Raw genomic sequence first — 17,431 nt, 5'->3', positions numbered from 1 at the left:
GTCGCCAACCGTGGCGACCTCATAATCATTGCGTTTGGCCGCTATTTACGCGTCAGCGCCTCAACCAATTGCTGATTAAATTTCTGCGGCTCTTCCATTTGCGGCGCATGTCCCATGCCCGGGAATTCGATTAAACGGGCACCGGGAATCATCTGCGCCACCTGCTTACCCAGGACGTTGTAATGCCCCAGCTTCGCTTTCACTTCCGGTGGCGCAATATCACTGCCAATCGCCGTGGTATCGGCGGTACCAATCATCAGGGTGGTTGGGACGCGTAAATCTTTAAACTCGTAATAGACCGGCTGAGTGAAAATCATGTCGTAGATTAACGCCGAGTTCCACGCCACTTTCTTGTGCCCCGGCCCGCCGTTCAAACCTGCCAGCATATCGACCCATTTGTCATATTCCGGCTTCCACTGGCCGCTGTAATAGGTCTGTTGCTCGTACTTCTTGATGCCCGCCGCGTCCAGTTTGAGTTCACGCTGATACCACTGATCGACCGAGCGCCACGGCGCGCCTTTGGCTTTCCAGTCCTCTAAACCAATAGGGTTCACCAGCACCAGCTGCTGCGTTTGCCTGGGATACATCAGCGCGTAGCGCGTTGCCAGCATACCGCCGGTTGAGTGCCCAATGATGATGGCGTTTTCGACGCCGAGCTGCTGCAACAGTTGATGGGTGTTCTGCGCCAACTGCTGGAAGGTGTATTGATAGTTGGCCGGTTTGGTTGAACTGCAGAAGCCAATCTGATCCGGCGCAATCACACGATAGCCTTTCTGGCTCAGCGCTTTGATGGTGTCGTCCCAGGTGGCGCCGCAGAAATTTTTGCCGTGCATCAGTACTACGGTGGCTCCATTGGCCTGCTGCTCAGGCTTAACGTCCATATAGCCCATGCTCAGCGTTTGCTGCTGCGAAGAGAAGGAAAAGTGCTGCAGTGGATAGGGATAGCGGAAGCCTTCCAGCTGTTCGCCATACACATTGGCGGCGAACGCAGGTGCAGTACTGGCTATCGCCACCGTGGCCAGAATAACGGCAAGTGACTGTTTTGTCTTAAAACGAAAACCCATATTGCCCTTCCTTAACAGAGAAAACCTTCAGTCTGACACGTTAATCCGTTTTACGTATTGATGGCGTGTGCCGCAGAGGGATGTAAATTTTACATTTAGCCCATCAACACTATGAAAAATTTGAGTTAATAATAACGTCCGTTATTACGATAAATATTCAACATCAGAACAACACGCAAACGGTTTTGCGCACGGGAAACAAGACCAGTCTTGATGACAAATAATAAATAAGCCAAATAATCAGAAAACTTTACATTAATTGCAGATTGGAAAGATTAATTAAATTACACTCTCTAAGTGTTTATGGAGGACTACAATGACACAGCAAAAATATAATGAAGGGGTGATTGATTCGGTGACCGAATGGATTATGTCTAATTTGGATCAACGTTTAAGCATTGATGATATCGCATTAAAATCGGGCTATTCAAAATGGTATTTGCAGAAACTTTTTGCCCGCTATCACAATGAAACCCTGGCACGCTACATTCGTAAAAAGAAACTGATTCACTGCATCAATGATTTGAAAAACAGCAACGCGCCGATAATTAGCCTGGCCGTAAAATACCACTTTGAAAGTCAGCAATCTTTCACGCGGTCGTTTAAACACGTACTCGGCTGCACGCCGCTCTTCTGTCGCAAAAGGCAACTCGATAAGGAAACCCAACAAGCACTGCACGAAAGTAATGATCCCTGCGTACTTTGTCGACAGGCCGGATTTGATGTTACAGAACGCACGCGAGAAATTGTTGCTCCTAAAGTACGCACTAATGAATTTTTACCACGTATCAGCTGCGTGATGCGCTAACGAATCCATCACGCTTTTATTAACGCCTTTGCACTCATTTCTGACGCTAATAGACTTATTCATGTCAAATTTAAAGGCTATATCAACGCTGAAAAACGGATGGCGCACCATCCGTTTTTTCATTTAATAGCTGGCTTTATTCAGCGCGATTGCACTGTTTTTAAAATGCGCTAAACGATTATCCAGCGCGGCGGTATAAAGCATGGTATCTACCCCGACGGCGACAAAATTTGCCCCCCATTCGAGAGCACGTTCCGCCATGGCCAGATTAACCGCCAGAAAACCAGCGGCTTTTCCCGCACTGCGGATGCGTTTAATACTGTGTTCAATGATCTTCTGCACCTCGGGATGATCGGCATTATCGGGAAAACCTAATGAAGCTGACAGATCCGCTGGGCCAATAAATATCCCGTCAACACCCTCAACCTCTAGCAGCGCATCCAGATTCTCAATGGCGGTTTTGCTTTCGGCCTGTATCAGCAAACAGAGTTCGTCATTGGCACGCGCCATGTAATTTTCCACCCGCCCCCACCGCGCTGCACGCGCTACCCCAGCTCCTACCCCGCGCGTGCCATAAGGTGGATAGCGTGTCGCCCGTACCAGCGCCTGTGCCTGCTCGGCAGTATCAATCATCGGCACCAGCAAAGTACGTGCACCGATATCCAGCACCTGCTTAATCAACGCCGTCTGGAACTCTATCGGACGAATTACCGGCTGGCTGCGATAAGGCGCAATAGCCTGCAGCTGATGATAGAGATCCTGCACGGTATTCGGTGCATGTTCGCCATCAATCAATAACCAGTCGTAGCCGCTGGTGGCGGCAATCTCGGCCAGATACGACGATGTGCTGCTGAGCCATAAACCAATCTGCGTTTCACCGTTGGCCAGGCCGGCTTTAAAGGCATTTTTTAATGGATCCTGCATACCCACTCCTTCTTTAATGCGACGCCTGCTGAGATTGTGGCAATTGACGCTCCACTTTCAGGCTGAGAATAATCAGTGAACCGATGGCAGCGATCAGCGCCAGCGCCAGTAACCCGGCGCTGCTGCTGTTAAACTGCGCCTCGGCATTGACGCGAATCAGCGGGGCGAGGAAGCCACCGACGGCACCAAACAGATTGACGAAGCCGATGCCCGCCGCCAGCGCGGTGCCGGACAGCAGCTGGGTTGGCATGGTCCAGAACACCGGCTGCACGGCAATAAAGCCTACCGCCGCCACGCTAAGTGCGAGGATGGCCAGCAGCGGCGACACCAATCCGGATAGCCCAATCCCCAGCGCCGCCGCTAGCAAGGTAAACGCCGCCACCCGACGCCGTTCGCCGCTGCGATCGGAATAACGTGGAATCAACCAGGTGCCAAACAGCGCGGCAACCCACGGAATCGCCGCCACTAGCGAAGCGAGAAATCCGACTTTGGTGCCGATCAGCGCCGCCACCTGCGAAGGCAGGAAGAAGATCAGGCCATATACCGCAATCTGAATGGTCATGTAGATAATGGCGAGCTGCCAGACGCGACCGTTACGCAGCGCATCACGCAGCTGTGCGGTGGGCTTTTGCTGCTCCTCGCTCTCCAGCTGGCGCTGCAACGCTTGTTTCTCATCAGCGCTGAGAAAACGCGCGGTTGCCGGCGTGTCGTCGATGTAGCTGAAGGTGAAAAGCCCGGCGGCTACCGCTAATAACCCCTCAATAATGAACATCCAGAACCAACCCGGATGTCCCAGCACGCCATGCATTTCCAGCAACGCACCCGAAAGCGGCGAGCCTAACGTCAACGCCAGCGGTGCGCCCATGTAGAACAAACCCATTACGCTGGCGCGCTGCTGCTGCGGGAACCACAGCGATGTCAGATAGATCATGCCAGGAAAGAATCCCGCCTCAGCGGCACCGAGCAGTGTGCGTACCAGCAGAAATTTGGCCTCGGTGTCGGCAAATGCCATCGCCGCCGAAAGAAATCCCCACAGCAGCGTGGTGCCGCCAATCCAGCTGCGTGCGCCAAAACGTCGCATCAGCAAATTGGCCGGCACGCCGAGCAATGCGTACACCACAAAGAAAATCCCGGCACCGAGCGCGTAAGCCTCGTTACTTAAGCCGGTATCGAGTTGATACGCCTCTTTGGCAAAGCCGATGTTGGCGCGGTCAAGAAACGCCAGCACGTAGAGCATCAACATGAAAGGAATGAGGCGGGCACGGTTTTTCTTCACCGCGCTGTGCACCAGATTATCCATTGGGAAAGCCCTCACAAATGGCTGCGACCATCAGCCGCAGCCCACGCGGTTAATGGTGATAAGGACGTTTCAGACCTTCGCGATTCAGCTCTACGCCAAAGCCCGGTTTATCCAGTACCGATTTGTGTATGCGGCCATTAACTGGCACCGGCTCATTGATGAGCAGCGGATCAAACTGCGGGCGTAGCGTGCTGCAATCCGGGCTGGTCATCAGGAATTCACTGAATGGCGTATTGGTGAACGTGATTACCGCATGATGCGAGTAAACCGAAGAGCCGTGCGGCACCACCAGCTGACCGCGTGATTTCGCCAGCGCGGCCACTTCAACCAACGTAGTCAGGCCGCCGCACCAACCGACATCGGGTTGCAAAATATCGATGCCGGTTTCTGCCAGCGTGCGGAAGGATTGCAGCGTGCCGTGATGCTCGCCGCTGGTGATTAACATGCCTTGCGGCGCCTGCTTTTTCAGCTGGGCGTAGCCTTCAAATTGTTGAGGCGGCAAACACTCTTCCAGCCACTTGACGTTATAAGGCGCGCAGGCGTGTGCCAGTTTGGTGGCAAAATTCACGTCCTGGCTCATCCAGCAATCCAGCATCAGCCAGAAATCTGCGCCACAGGTTTCACGATAGTGGGCAATGCGCGCCACCTCTTTACGGATGCCTTCGTCACCATCGTGCGGTCCCCACTGCACCGCCGTCTTGCCGCCGATAAACCCCATTTTTTGCGCCAGGTCCGGACGAGCGCCGGTAGCATAGAACTGCAGTTCATCACGCACCGCGCCGCCCAACAGCTTGTATACCGGCAGATCGGTAACTTTGCCGAACAGATCCCACAGCGCCAAATCGACGCACGAAATAGTATTCATCACCACGCCACCGGAACCGGCGTAGTACATGGTGGCATTCATCATCTGGTCGTGAATCAGTTTGATATCGCTAACGCAGCGCCCTTCGATGAAGCGATTCAGATGCTTTTCAACGATAAAGCAGCCCATTTCACCGCCGGTGGTGATGGCAAACCCTGTTTGCCCGTTATCGGCTTCGACTTCAACAATCAGCGTACCTAGCACGTTGATGCCGAAGGATTGTCGCGACTGCTCATACTGTTTGTATTTGCTCATCGGCGTGGCGACATGGTCATCAATCCAGTGATTAGCACCCTGATCGTGGTAATCGCCGCCAGCTGCCGCTTTATCGGCCGTTGCGCCACCGGCAAAGTAGGCGCGGACAGTTTTAATTTTTGGTAGGGACATGAGCTTCTCCGGGTTACGAGGCGTGTTTTTCCGCCGGGCTACGCCAGCCCAGCAGACGGGAAATATCGCGGGCGCAGGCTATCGCCAGGCCGGCAAGGTAATCGCGCTTATCGTCATCAATTTCCAGCCGGGTACCCACCAGCGAAATGGCGGCGACTAACTGCTCGCGAGCATTAAAAATTGGGGCAGCCACACAGCGCACATCGGGATAATCCTCACCGTTATCAAAGCTCCAGCCCTGACGGCGAATGCGCGCCAGCTCAGTACGCAAGGCATCGGCGCTACGCAGCGACGTGGGCGTTACCGCCACAAAGCGCATGTCGTTGATGATGCGTTCCTGCTCTTCGGGGCGTTGCCAGGCAAGCAAACACTTACCAATGCCGGAGCGATACAGCGACAGGCTTTTACCTTCGTGCGAGCGCACGCTGATAGTGGCAGCCGATTCGAGTTTGAGGATGTAACAGGCATGACCGCCATCAAGGATGCCGAGATGACACAACAGGTTGGTTTGCTGCATTAACCGCGTAAGACGCGGGCGCGCGATATCGCGGATGTCCATGTGCTGCAGTGCGTGACCGGCGAACTCCACCAGTCGCGTCCACAGGCAGTAGTTGTTATTGCGATCGATGGTGATCAGACGCTGTTTTTTCAGTTCGGCGAACAGCAGATAGGCACTGCTTTTAGGCAGCGCGAGCGTTTCTATAATCTCAGCGGCGCTGCACGGTCCGTGCTGCGCAATAAAGTCGAGAATAGCAATCGCGCGCGTCAGTGCGGGGACAGGTGTGACTTCCATCATGCTGGACTCCAGTCTGATTATCTGGAGGGCAGTGTTGTGGTTTTAGTTGGGTATAAGTGTGCGCCGTATCAAATTCCCTTAGGGAGAGCGCCTCATACAGCAGCGTGTGTGCGGGAATGTGAATCGTGCCGCGCTGAAAGTACAGCCGATTGTACTCAACACCCCAGCGCGCAAGAATTTACGAGAAGATATATTTAACAGCCGCAATCACCATGGTGGTGGCCATCACCATCAGTAAGCGTTTAATCCAGCGCATGTCAGTTTTTAATGCAGAGACGTCTGCTTTCAGTTGTTTGACATCAGCTTTAAGTTCGCCAATATCTTTTTCCACCGCGTCGAGGCGCGTTTCAACTGCGAACAGGCGCGTGTTCAGTTCCTGTATCGCGCCACTTAGTCGAGAATCCAGTTCTTTAATCGCACCGCTCAGCCGATCATCTAGCTCTTTAATTGCTGCACTCAGCCGAAGATCCAGCTCTTTAATGCTCCTCGTCGTTTCCTCTCCAGCCTTCATCAAATCCGCACGTGACAGCGCATTGTCCTGCTGCATTTCAGTAAAGATTTCTACCATCGCTTCGGCTTGTTGATCGCTGACGCCAGCCAGCTGCAACGCTTTAAAAGCTTTGTGAGTATTCATCATCGCGAGTGTCATCCGTGAAGCTCCTGAGTTGATGTGACGCGTCTGTCAAACATCATGCCCAGCGAGCAATTATTGCACCATGTGACTGTTTGCATTTTGCGCTGCGCGGCGAAAAATATCAATTAGTACAACAAGTAACGTGCAATGGGATGCGAGAGCGCTCGCAAAATTTGCGTTAGGATCTGCCGCGAAAGGTTTTACGATATTGCAGTGGGGAGGTGTTCAGCTGCTTCTTAAAATGACGGCGCAGCATCAGCGGCGATGAAAATCCGGCTTTTTCAGCAATCAACTCCACCGGTTGATCGGTTTTCTCCAGAAAACGCTGCGCCAGTGCCAGGCGTTGATTCACTAACCAATCGCTAAAACAGCTGCCGGTGGTTTGGTTAAAGCGGCGGGTGAAGCTGCGGCGGCTCATCAGCGCTTTCTCTGCCAGCTGCTCCAGCGTGAGCGCCTGCTGCAGGTTTTCTGTCGCCCAGCTCAGCGCCGACATAAAGCGATCGTTGCCTGCCGAATGATAAACCGGCTGCTCAATGTACTGCGCCTGTCCGCCCTGTCGATGCGGCGGCACCACCAGCATACGCGCGACGCTATTGGCCACATCAACACCACACTGCTCGCGCACCAGATGCAGACAGCAATCAATACTCGCGGCGGTACCTGCCGACGTGACGATCTGCCCTTCGTCGATGTACAGCACGTCGCGATCAATCGCCACATCCTGATACAGGCGTTCAAAATCCGCCATCCAACGCCAATGTGTGGTTGCACGGCGCTGGTTCAGTAAGCCGGCGGCGCCGAGTACAAACGCACCGAGACACAAACCCACGACTTTCGCTCCGCGCTGCGCCGCCTGCTGAAGCGCCAGCAGCAGCTCAGCGGGTGGCGGCACCGAGGGATCGCTCCAGCTTGGCACCACCACCATATCGGCATCGGCCAACTGTGCTAATCCATGCTCAGCAATAATCGAAAAACCGCTGTTGGTTTTTAATGGGCCGGGATGCGTAGCGCAAATCATTAACTGATAGCACAGGGTGCCGTCGTCCTGAGCCGCCTTTTCAAATACCGCGCAGGGCACTGAAAGGTGGAACGGGATGATGTCGTCGAACACCACGACACCGACTTTGATGGGCGAAGCCTTACCTGGCGTTTTTGGCGCAAACTGAACGTTATTTGTCATCCGTTGTACTCCTTCACTCACGGCGAAATCGCCATACTGCACCCCATCGGAAGCCGTGCTGGCCTCCTCTCTACGCTAAACCATCAAAGGATTATTACGTATGAAAAATATTTTTGCTTCAGGAACTCTGGCACTGGCCATGGCAATTTCAGGCAGTGCTTTCGCTGCTGAGACTAAGCCTGAGAAAGCGCCGACTATTCGTACCATGAGCGGTGCTACTGCTACTACTTCACTTAATGCGAAGCAAACTGCTGTGATTGTCATTGATATTCAAAACGAATATTTCCCTGGCGGTAAAATGCCGATCCCGGATGGCATGCAAGCGCTGAAAAATAGCAAACGCATCGTCGAGTTCGCTCACAAAAACAAGATGCCGGTCTTCTTCGTCCAGCATTTAGGTGATGCCGATGGTCCGCTGTTTGCGAAAGGCAGCCGTTTTGCTGAGTTCCATAAGGATTTGCAGCCAGCCAAGGGTGATCGCGTAATCAGCAAAGCCACGCCAAGCTCATTTGTCGGCACCGACCTGCAGAAGCAGCTGGACTCACTGGGCATCAAACAGCTGATCATTACCGGTCTGATGACGCACATGTGTGTGTCATCCACCGCGCGTGATGCGGTGCCGCTCGGCTACTCCGTCATTATTCCGGAAGATGCGACAGCAACACGTGATCTGGCAACCTGGGACAACAAGGTGGTGGATCATAAAGTCTTGCAGCAAGCGGCGCTGACCGGCGTCGCAGATGTGTTCGCTGAAATTAAAACCACCGATGCTGTGCTGGCGATGCCCGTTAAATAATTACTGAACCGGCTGGCCGGGTAACAGTTTGTCAGACATCAAACGGCGGCAGGAGAGACTCTCCTGCCGCGCTTGTTGCTGTTGCTCCGGTGACAAATCCTGCCAAATGCTTTGCAGATGATCTGCAAGCCCTGGCTTGAAATGAATCTTCTGCAGCGCGTAATCGGAATTGCTGCCTTCAATGATGTGCTGCATATCCTGTGATGTATTGCCGCGCCCATCATGAGTGAGAGTACAGAACGTGGCGATGTAGTAGGCTTTATCCTCGTCGCTGTAGTGCGGCATCAGCCACCAGACAACGGCGCTCAGCACAATCAGCAACGGCAGAAGAATTTTGATTTTTAACATGAAGGGCGTCACCCGCTGAAGAGTAAAGCGCGCGATAGTAGCAGATTGCGCGCGTGCGGCCTATTCAGCACGCACTACAGCGCCTGCGCGCACGCCCAGGCTGAGCTCCACGCCCACTGGAAGTTATAGCCACCCAGCCAGCCGGTGACATCCACCACTTCACCAATAAAGAACAGCCCCGGCACATCGCGTGCTTCCATGGTTTTCGACGACAGCTGCGTGGTATCCACGCCGCCCAGCGTCACCTCAGCGGTACGATAACCTTCGGTGCCGTTCGGCTGCACACGCCAATGATGCAATGTGTTAACCAGCTCGCTCTGCTGCTTGCTATTCAGCTGCTTCAGCGTGACGTCGGGAATCTGTTTCAGCTCCTGCAGCACTTCCACCAGCCGTTTCGGCAGGATCTTCGCCAGGCTGTTTTTCAGGCTGAGATTAGGATGAGCCTCGCGCTGCACATTAATGAAATCATCCAGCGAGGTGGCAGGCGACAAATCAATGGTGACGAATTCACCAGGCTGCCAATAGCTGGAGATTTGCAACACGGCCGGGCCAGACAGGCCGCGATGGGTGAACAGCATCGCTTCTTTAAATAAGGTGCCGTCCTGCGCGGTGATGGTGGTAGGCAACGCCACGCCCGACAGCGTATTGAGCTGTTCAAGTAGCGGTTTATGCAGCGTGAAAGGCACCAATGCCGCGCGCGTGGGGAACACTTTCAGGCCGAACTGCTCGGCCACTTTGTAGCCGAACGGCGTCGCACCCAGGCCCGGCATCGAGAGTCCACCGCTGGCGATGACCAGTTTTTCCGCCTGCACCGCTGTGCCGTTAAGCTGCAAGGTGTAACCGCTGTCGTCACGATCCACGCTCATCACTTCGCTGCGCAAACGCACGGTAACCTGGCCAGCCTCACACTCTTTTAATAACAGATCGACAATCTGCTGCGCCGAGTCATCGCAGAATAACTGTCCCAGCGTTTTCTCGTGATACGCAATGCCATGGCGATTCACCAGGTCGATGAAATCCCACTGGTTGTAACGCGCCAGCGCCGATTTACAGAAATGCGGGTTGTGCGACAGATACGCCGCAGGCTCGGTGAACATGTTGGTGAAGTTGCAGCGGCCGCCACCCGACATCAAAATTTTGCGTCCGGCTTTTTTGCCGTTATCCAGCAGCAGCACGCGACGACCCAATTGCCCTGCCTGCGCCGCACAGAACATGCCGGCTGCGCCTGCACCAATAATGATAACGTCAAACTTTTCCACTGCTTTATCCGCCTTGCCCGAAAGGCGCTGATTGTAGGGATTTGCGGCTTTTAGCGCTAGCGTCAAAAAATTGCCGTAAATATGTCATAATGTAACTCACTAATTTTTAGCTGTTTTCAGCTAAATCTATACGCTGCATTACAATTTTAAGACAAGAAAGAGCTATATTTTTCTTTCATATCGCGCACGTTGTCGCAGATAATGCGCCGCGTTCATGTCCTCCCAAAATGGCGTAACGTTTATGCTACATCTGTTTGCTGGTCTCGACCTCAGTACCAGCCTGTTACTGATTCTTGCTCTGCTGTTTGTATTGTTTTATGAAGCAATCAACGGTTTTCACGACACTGCTAACGCGGTCGCGACTGTCATTTATACCCGTGCGATGCGGGCGCAACTGGCAGTTGTCATGGCGGGTGTTTTCAACTTTCTGGGTGTTTTGCTTGGTGGATTGAGCGTGGCGTATGCCATCGTTCACATGCTTCCGACCGATTTACTGTTGAATGTCGGTTCGGCCCACGGCCTCGCAATGGTCTTCTCCATGCTGCTGGCCGCGATTATCTGGAACCTTGGCACCTGGTATTTAGGTTTGCCGGCGTCCAGTTCTCATACTTTGATTGGCGCCATCATCGGTATTGGTCTCACCAACGCCCTGATGACCGGCACCTCGGTGGTAGACGCGCTCAACTTGCCGAAAGTCATCAATATCTTCATGTCCCTGATTCTTTCGCCGATTGTTGGTCTGGTGATAGCAGGCGGGCTGATCTTTATCCTGCGTCGCTACTGGAGCGGAACCACTAAGCGTTCACGCATCCATATGACGCCTGCCGATCGTGAAAAGATTGATGGCAAGAAAAAGCCGCCGTTTTGGACGCGCATCGCCCTGATCGTTTCGGCGATTGGCGTGAGCTATTCACACGGCGCAAACGATGGTCAGAAAGGCATTGGCCTGATTATGCTGGTGCTGATCGGCGTCGCGCCAGCCGGGTTTGTGGTTAACCTGAATGCGTCGGGTTATGACATCACCCGCACACGCGATGCTGTTAACCATCTGGAACAGTATTATCAGCAGCATAACGAGTCGCTGGCGCATATGGTGCAGCTTGCACCGCCGGTGGTACCAACGCCGGAAGAGTCAGTCGGCGGCCCGCAGGAGTTCCATTGCGATAGCAGCCGTGCGCTGCAAGCCATCGATCGTGCGCAGCTGCTGCTGAACAACCTGCAGAGCTATGACCAGCTGTCGGTTGATCAACGCGGACAGATGCGTCGTCTGCTGCTGTGTGTCTCCGATACCGTGGATAAAGTGGCTAAGCTGCCGGAAACCAGTGCGGAAGATAAGCGCTTCCTCAACAAGCTGAAAAGCGATTTGCTGGGCACCGTTGAGTACGCACCGATCTGGATTATTGTTGCTGTGGCGCTGGCGCTGGGCATCGGTACCATGATTGGCTGGCGTCGCGTTGCCACCACTATCGGTGAGAAAATCGGTAAGAAAGGCATGACCTATGCGCAGGGTATGTCGGCGCAGGTGACGGCTGCGGTATCGATTGGCGTCGCCAGTTATACCGGTATGCCGGTTTCCACGACGCACATTCTGTCATCGTCGGTAGCCGGTACTATGCTGGTGGATGGCGGTGGATTGCAGAGTCGCACCATCAAAAATATCGCCATGGCGTGGGTATTCACCCTGCCGGTGTGTATTTTGCTGTCGGGTTCGCTTTACTGGATCGCGTTGAAATTAATTTAATAGATACCCTAAATAATTCGAATTGCAGGAAGGCAGCAAGTGGGTGAGGTCCCCAGGAGCTTACTGAAGTAAGTGACTGGGGCGAACACACGCAGCTAACGCTGCTGCAAGTCGAAGTATGACGGGTATGAGGGCGACAGCGATGTCGCCCTTTTTTATTGCCAGATTGCCATCGCAATCAGGCTGACCACCACCAAAAAACAGAGCCCGCTGGTCAGCACGAACTGACCGCGCACGCGCTCACAGCGGCGAATAAATTCGTCGTCATGATGATCGTGATAGCGCTTATCCCAGATATAGCGCACCAGCCGCACCTGCTTGCTCGGCTGCCCGTGCGAGGTAAAGAACCCCGCGCCATCCACGTATTGATATAACAGCGGATCGCAACCGCGCAAAACGGCCAATAGTGAGCGCAAAGAAGAGAAGTAGCGCGCCATATTCACCAGACAAACCACACACAGAGCCCAAAAAAGCGCGATAGTGCTGATCATGTTCCCCTCCCGGCTGGAGCCGCAACGACGTCGAACGCAGCGGGGAATTGCTGTAGACGCCGCACGGGAAATAAACCAGCCACTGAATGATTCCGATTGCATTGTTGTTATGCGAACCTGAGTGCGCGACTCATACGGCAGTGGCACTTATTTTCAGTGTAGGAGATCTGTTCAATTTTTTTCCAGCGATGATTTTCGTTCGGGGCGAGTGAAAAAGCCGATAACGCTTGATCTTCCTCACAAGCGGACTTTCGCTTGCAGCATTTGTTAACAACTCTGGCTATACTCAGGGCATAACAAAAACCGCCTGCAAGGCTGAAATAGTGGTTGGTGGCGCTTCATCGCCGTCTCGCGCAAAGGAACCGCCTACCGTGAAAGCAGGAAGATTGCCCCGAATCTTGAGAAAGGAGTTTTATCATGGCTTATAAACACATCCTGATTGCAGTAGACCTTTCCCCGGAAAGCCAGTTGCTGGTTGATAAAGCCGTTTCGCTGGCCCGCCCTTACGACGCGAAAATCTCGCTGATCCACGTTGATGTGAACTATTCAGACCTCTACACCGGGCTGATTGACGTTAATCTGGGTGACATGCAGAAGCGTATTTCTGAAGAGACGCACACCGCGCTGAAAGAGCTTTCGATCAATGCCGGCTATCCAATCAGTGAAACCTTGAGTGGCAGCGGCGATCTCGGCCAGGTGCTGGTGGATGCGATTAAGAAATATGACGTGGATTTGGTGGTATGTGGCCACCATCAGGACTTCTGGAGCAAGCTGATGTCCTCAGCACGCCAGTTGATTAATACCGTGCATATCGACATGTTAATCGTGCCGCTGCGCGATGAAGACGAAGAATAATTGATCAGGTCAGCGTGAATGCTGACCTGACAATTCGTAGGGTCGGCATGAATGCCGACCTTTTTCATGCCCGCACGATCTACGCCAGCGGCGGATAAATATCAAAACGATGGCTTTTAGTCACCACCGCATCTTGTGTCACCACGCCCGCTAGCGGCGGCGCGTAGTCCGGACGCTTCACCACGATACGCTTCTTCGCCAGTCGGCGCGCCGGTTCCAGCAGCGCATCAGCATCTTGATCGGGCCCCACCAGCGACTGAAACACGCGCATCTCTTTCTTTACCATCGCGCTTTTCTGCCGATGCGGATACATCGGATCGAGATACACCACATCCGGTGCGGGAGTGATCTCGCTCAGTGCCTGTTGGCTAACGACATGCAGTAGCGTAAGGCGATCGCGCAGCCAGCCGCCAATCTCTGCATCCTCGTAGCCACGACGCAAACCATCCTCCAGCAACGCCGCCACCACCGGATGCCGCTCTAGCATACGCACACGACAACCGAGCGCCGCCAGCACAAAGGCATCGCGCCCTAATCCGGCCGTCGCATCAATCACCTCAGGCAGATAACCACTTTTGATGCCGACTGCTTTCGCCACCGCTTCGCCGCGACCGCCACCAAACTTACGCCGATGCGCCATCGCACCCGACACGAAATCCACAAAGATGCCGCCCAGTTTCGGCTCATCCAGCTTACGCAGTTCAAGGTGCTGCTGCGTTAACACCAGCGCCATGGTCGCCTGAACGTCCTGCTGCAGGCCCCAGCGCTCAGCCAAATGTAATAAGGCGCCGTCTCCGGCGCCTGATTCATCGATTAAACCAATTTTCACAAGCCGGCTTATCCCTGAATTCCGTAGTGTTCCAGCATCGCATCGAGCTGTGGTTCACGGCCACGGAAGCGTTTGAACAGCTCCATTGGCTCTTCAGAACCGCCACGCGTCAGGATGTTGTCGAGGAACGACTGACCAGTCTGACGGTTGAAAATGCCCTCTTCTTCGAAGCGCGAATAGGCATCGGCAGCCAGCACATCGGCCCACAGATAGCTGTAGTAACCTGCCGCATAACCGCCGGCGAACACGTGGCTGAAGGCGTGCGGGAAGCGGCCCCACTCCGGGCTTGGCACCACGGCAACCTGCTTCTTCACTTCACGCAGGGTTTCGAGGATTTGCGCGCCTTTCGCCGGATCGAACTCGGTATGCAGGCGGAAATCGAACAGGCCGAACTCCAGCTGACGCAGGATAAACAGCGCCGCCTGATAGTTTTTCGCCGCCAGCATTTTATCCAGCAGTTCCTTCGGCAGCGGTTCGCCGGTTTCATAGTGGCCGGAGATAAACGCCAGCGCTTCCGGCTCCCAGCACCAGTTCTCCATAAACTGGCTCGGCAGCTCCACGGCATCCCACGGCACACCGCTGATACCGGATACGCCCGGCGTTTCGATGCGCGTCAGCATGTGATGCAGACCATGACCAAATTCGTGGAACAGCGTGATCACTTCATCATGCGTGAACAGCGCCGGTTTGCCCTGCAGCGGACGGTTGAAGTTACAGGTGAGATACGCCACCGGCTTCTGCAGGCTGCCATCGGCTTTACGCATCTGCCCCACACAATCGTCCATCCACGCACCGCCGCGCTTGTGTTCGCGCGCATACAGGTCGAGATAGAAGCTGCCGCGCAGTTCGCCGCTTTCGTCGAACAGATCGAAGAAGCGTACGTCCGGATGGTAAACATCCACGTCTTTGCGCTCTTTGGCAGTAATGCCGTAGATGCGTTTTACCACCTCAAACAGGCCGCTTACCGCGCGCGCTTCCGGGAAGTAAGGACGTAGCTGCTCATCGCTGATGGTGTAGAGATGCTGTTTCTGCTTTTCGCCGTAGTAGGTCAAATCCCACGGATTCATCTCGTCGACGCCGAACTCTTTTTTGGCGAAGGCGCGCAGCTGAGCCAGCTCTTTTTCGCCCTGCGGACGCGCACGTTTCGCCAGATCGGTAAGGAACTCAATAACCTGCGCCGGATTTTCCGCCATTTTAGTGGCCAGCGATTTGTCAGCGTAGGAGTCGAAGCCCAGCAGCTGAGCCAGTTCGTGGCGCAGCGCCAGCTCTTCCGCCATCACCGGACCATTGTCCCATTTGCCGGCATTCGGGCCCTGCTCGGACGCACGCGTTGAATAGGCGCGATACAGCTCTTCACGCAGCGCGGCGTTATCGCAATAGGTCATGACCGGCAGATAGCTTGGGATATCCAGCGTCAGCAGCCAGCCCTGTTGCTCTTTGGCTTCGGCCTGCGCTTTGGCTGCGGCCAGCGCGCTCTCCGGCATGCCCGCCAGATCGGCTTCATCGGTCACCAGCTTGCTCCAGCCCATGGTGGCATCAAGCACGTTGTTGCTATACGTCGAGCCCAGCTCAGACAGACGCGCAGCGATTTCGCCATAGCGCTTCTGTTTCGCTTTATCGAGGCCGATACCGGACAACTCGAAATCACGCAGGCTGTTATCCACCGCTTTCTGCTGCGCAGTATCGAGGCCCGCGTAGCTATCGCCCTCTTTCAGGTTGCGATATGCCTGATACAAACCTTCGTGCTGGCCAACCCAGGTGCTGTACTCGGAGAGCAGCGGCAGCGTTTGCTCGTAAGCTTCACGCAGTTCCGGGCTATTTTTCACTGAATTGAGGTGGCTGACCGGCGAGAACAGGCGACCTAAGCGATCGTCCACTTCAGCCAGCGGCTGAACCAGATTATTCCATGTGTAGGGCGCGCCTTGCGCCACTACGCGTTCCACCGCTGCGCGGCAGTCGTTCAGCGCTTCGGTAACCGCTGGAACCACATGTTCAGGTTTGATGGCAGAAAACGGCGGAAGCGAAAAAGGCGTGAGTAACGGATTGGTCATAAGCGCAGTCCTTTCATGATGAAGTTGCGCGCGAACTCTCGCGCGACACAATTTTACTAACATGCGGCTTGATGGCATGAAAATCAATGCCACTAAGGATGGACTAGCGAAGAAAAGCCCGCCAGAAGGCAGGCTGAAGATTATTTAATCGCGAGCTGATAATGGATGACATCGTAGGGCGCCACCCACGGCGGCAATGGTTCACGCTCAAAGATATCTTTGGCCAGCGCCCAGCCTTCCACTTCGCCCCCTTTACCGGTGAGCGACATGCCGTCATGCATCAGCGGCGGCAGATGATTATCAAAGGGCACGTTATCATCCGCAAAATTGTTAATGACTTTGCCGCTCAAGGTGCTGACTTTTACGTTAAGTTCTACCGGCTGGTCAGGAATGAGCTTCGATTGCACCGATTTCACCGCAAACCAGTGCATACCGTTTTCTGCCCGCAGCGCCTTGCGCTTCTCTAGCTGCTGATTCAGCTGCGCATAGCCTTTGGCAATTAGCGCACTCATCCCTTTATTGATCGACGCCTGCATCGTGGCATAACGCTGCGCCATCTCTTTACTGCTTAGCGCCGAGGTGCCGGTTTTCAACTGCGTGGTTACGCCAGCGATCAACTGATCCATGCTGATGTCGAGACCGACATCTTTTACCATTTGCAGCTGCGCGACGGCATTGCTGGCGATGGATTGGCCCAGCGTATAGCCATCACGTTCGGCATCACTTTGCGGTGCCGCGATCGTGCTGGCGTCACTCCTGGTCTGCCTGGCCGCCAATTGCTTTTCCAGCTCGCTGATGCGGGCGCGCAATTGCTTCACTTCTCTCTGATCGGCTGCATGGACGACAGGCCTGGCGACCGGTTTTGCTACCGGCGGTAACTGCGGTTTTGGCTTTTGGACTGGTACAGGAGGTAGCGTGCGTGCGGCATCGCCAAAGGCGTGCAGCATCTCCTCTTCAGAAGCCGCGCAAGCCAGCGCCGGGGATAATAGTGCGGTGATGAAAAGGACAACGGGCAGATGACGCTGTGTCATCACAATCTCCTGAGGCAGCCTTAAGAACACAAAAGGCTTCATCTCTATGGATAAAATAGAGATGAAGCCCAT

General features: G+C 54.3%; 17 protein-coding genes. 4 read left to right on the top strand and 13 right to left on the bottom strand.

The genetic code is table 11. From position 1 onward, the window contains the following. Positions 1–41 precede the first annotated feature (41 nt). On the bottom strand, positions 42–1,064 hold the full coding sequence (locus AC790_RS11850) for an alpha/beta fold hydrolase (protein ID WP_049851909.1): 1,023 nt from the start codon (positions 1,062–1,064) through the stop codon (positions 42–44). 316 nt (positions 1,065–1,380) lie between these two features. On the opposite strand from AC790_RS11850, the gene AC790_RS11845 reads away from it, so the two are divergent. Beyond that, a complete protein-coding gene (locus AC790_RS11845; RefSeq protein ID WP_049851908.1) occupies positions 1,381–1,872 on the top strand; it encodes a helix-turn-helix domain-containing protein in 492 nt (163 codons plus the stop codon). Between the two features lie 123 nt (positions 1,873–1,995). Here the strand turns inward: AC790_RS11845 and yfaU are convergent, their stop codons facing one another. The 6 genes from yfaU to AC790_RS11815 form a co-directional block, all read right to left on the bottom strand. Further along, positions 1,996–2,796, bottom strand: coding sequence for a 2-keto-3-deoxy-L-rhamnonate aldolase (yfaU, locus tag AC790_RS11840; RefSeq protein ID WP_049851907.1), 801 nt, complete (start codon positions 2,794–2,796; stop codon positions 1,996–1,998). A 13-nt stretch (positions 2,797–2,809) separates the two neighbouring features. Further along, positions 2,810–4,096, bottom strand: a complete 1,287-nt coding sequence (locus tag AC790_RS11835) for an MFS transporter (RefSeq protein WP_049851906.1) — start codon at positions 4,094–4,096, stop codon at positions 2,810–2,812. Between the two features lie 49 nt (positions 4,097–4,145). Beyond that, entirely contained in the window at positions 4,146–5,348 is a 1,203-nt protein-coding gene (gene rhmD / locus AC790_RS11830; protein ID WP_049851905.1) for an L-rhamnonate dehydratase, read from the bottom strand. A 13-nt stretch (positions 5,349–5,361) separates the two neighbouring features. Further along, on the bottom strand, positions 5,362–6,144 hold the full coding sequence (locus tag AC790_RS11825) for an IclR family transcriptional regulator (RefSeq protein ID WP_049851904.1): 783 nt from the start codon (positions 6,142–6,144) through the stop codon (positions 5,362–5,364). Positions 6,145–6,322: 178 nt separating this feature from the next. Then, positions 6,323–6,793, bottom strand: a complete 471-nt coding sequence (locus AC790_RS11820; protein WP_049851903.1) for a hypothetical protein — start codon at positions 6,791–6,793, stop codon at positions 6,323–6,325. Between the two features lie 163 nt (positions 6,794–6,956). Then, a complete protein-coding gene (locus AC790_RS11815; RefSeq protein WP_049851902.1) occupies positions 6,957–7,958 on the bottom strand; it encodes a GlxA family transcriptional regulator in 1,002 nt (333 codons plus the stop codon). A 100-nt stretch (positions 7,959–8,058) separates the two neighbouring features. Here AC790_RS11815 and AC790_RS11810 point away from each other — a divergent pair, with 100 nt between their 5' ends. After that, the gene (locus AC790_RS11810) at positions 8,059–8,754 is read left to right on the top strand and encodes a cysteine hydrolase family protein (protein WP_049851901.1); all 696 of its coding nucleotides are present in this window, start codon (positions 8,059–8,061) and stop codon (positions 8,752–8,754) included. On the opposite strand, the gene AC790_RS11805 is transcribed toward AC790_RS11810, so the two are convergent. Further along, positions 8,755–9,102: a hypothetical protein gene (locus AC790_RS11805; RefSeq protein WP_049851900.1), complete on the bottom strand. Its 348-nt coding sequence runs from the start codon at positions 9,100–9,102 to the stop codon at positions 8,755–8,757. A 74-nt stretch (positions 9,103–9,176) separates the two neighbouring features. Then, a complete protein-coding gene (locus AC790_RS11800) occupies positions 9,177–10,361 on the bottom strand; it encodes an NAD(P)/FAD-dependent oxidoreductase (protein WP_071531058.1) in 1,185 nt (394 codons plus the stop codon). A gap of 241 nt (positions 10,362–10,602) precedes the next feature. Here AC790_RS11800 and pitA point away from each other — a divergent pair, with 241 nt between their 5' ends. After that, entirely contained in the window at positions 10,603–12,102 is a 1,500-nt protein-coding gene (pitA, locus tag AC790_RS11795) for an inorganic phosphate transporter PitA (RefSeq protein ID WP_152929126.1), read from the top strand. Between the two features lie 155 nt (positions 12,103–12,257). Here pitA and uspB read toward each other — a convergent pair whose 3' ends face one another. Continuing rightward, the gene (gene uspB / locus AC790_RS11790; RefSeq protein ID WP_007889890.1) at positions 12,258–12,593 is read right to left on the bottom strand and encodes a universal stress protein UspB; all 336 of its coding nucleotides are present in this window, start codon (positions 12,591–12,593) and stop codon (positions 12,258–12,260) included. Positions 12,594–13,010: 417 nt separating this feature from the next. Here uspB and uspA point away from each other — a divergent pair, with 417 nt between their 5' ends. After that, the gene (gene uspA / locus AC790_RS11785; protein ID WP_007889892.1) at positions 13,011–13,448 is read left to right on the top strand and encodes a universal stress protein UspA; all 438 of its coding nucleotides are present in this window, start codon (positions 13,011–13,013) and stop codon (positions 13,446–13,448) included. Positions 13,449–13,527: 79 nt separating this feature from the next. Here the strand turns inward: uspA and rsmJ are convergent, their stop codons facing one another. The 3 genes from rsmJ to AC790_RS11770 all read right to left on the bottom strand — a co-directional run bounded on the left by rsmJ (position 13,528) and on the right by AC790_RS11770 (position 17,359). Beyond that, entirely contained in the window at positions 13,528–14,277 is a 750-nt protein-coding gene (gene rsmJ, locus AC790_RS11780) for a 16S rRNA (guanine(1516)-N(2))-methyltransferase RsmJ (protein WP_049851899.1), read from the bottom strand. Between the two features lie 8 nt (positions 14,278–14,285). Further along, positions 14,286–16,328: an oligopeptidase A gene (gene prlC, locus AC790_RS11775; RefSeq protein ID WP_049851898.1), complete on the bottom strand. Its 2,043-nt coding sequence runs from the start codon at positions 16,326–16,328 to the stop codon at positions 14,286–14,288. Between the two features lie 140 nt (positions 16,329–16,468). Further along, positions 16,469–17,359 carry a hypothetical protein gene (locus AC790_RS11770; protein ID WP_049851897.1) on the bottom strand — a complete coding sequence of 297 codons (891 nt, stop codon included), beginning with the start codon at positions 17,357–17,359 and terminating at the stop codon, positions 16,469–16,471. Positions 17,360–17,431 lie beyond the last annotated feature (72 nt).

The organism is Pantoea sp. RIT-PI-b (genome assembly GCF_001187905.1).
GTDB classification, from domain to species: Bacteria; Pseudomonadota; Gammaproteobacteria; order Enterobacterales; family Enterobacteriaceae; genus Pantoea; species Pantoea nemavictus.
The sequence above is the reverse complement of the archived record's forward strand: the minus strand, read 5'-3'. Positions and strand labels throughout refer to the sequence as shown.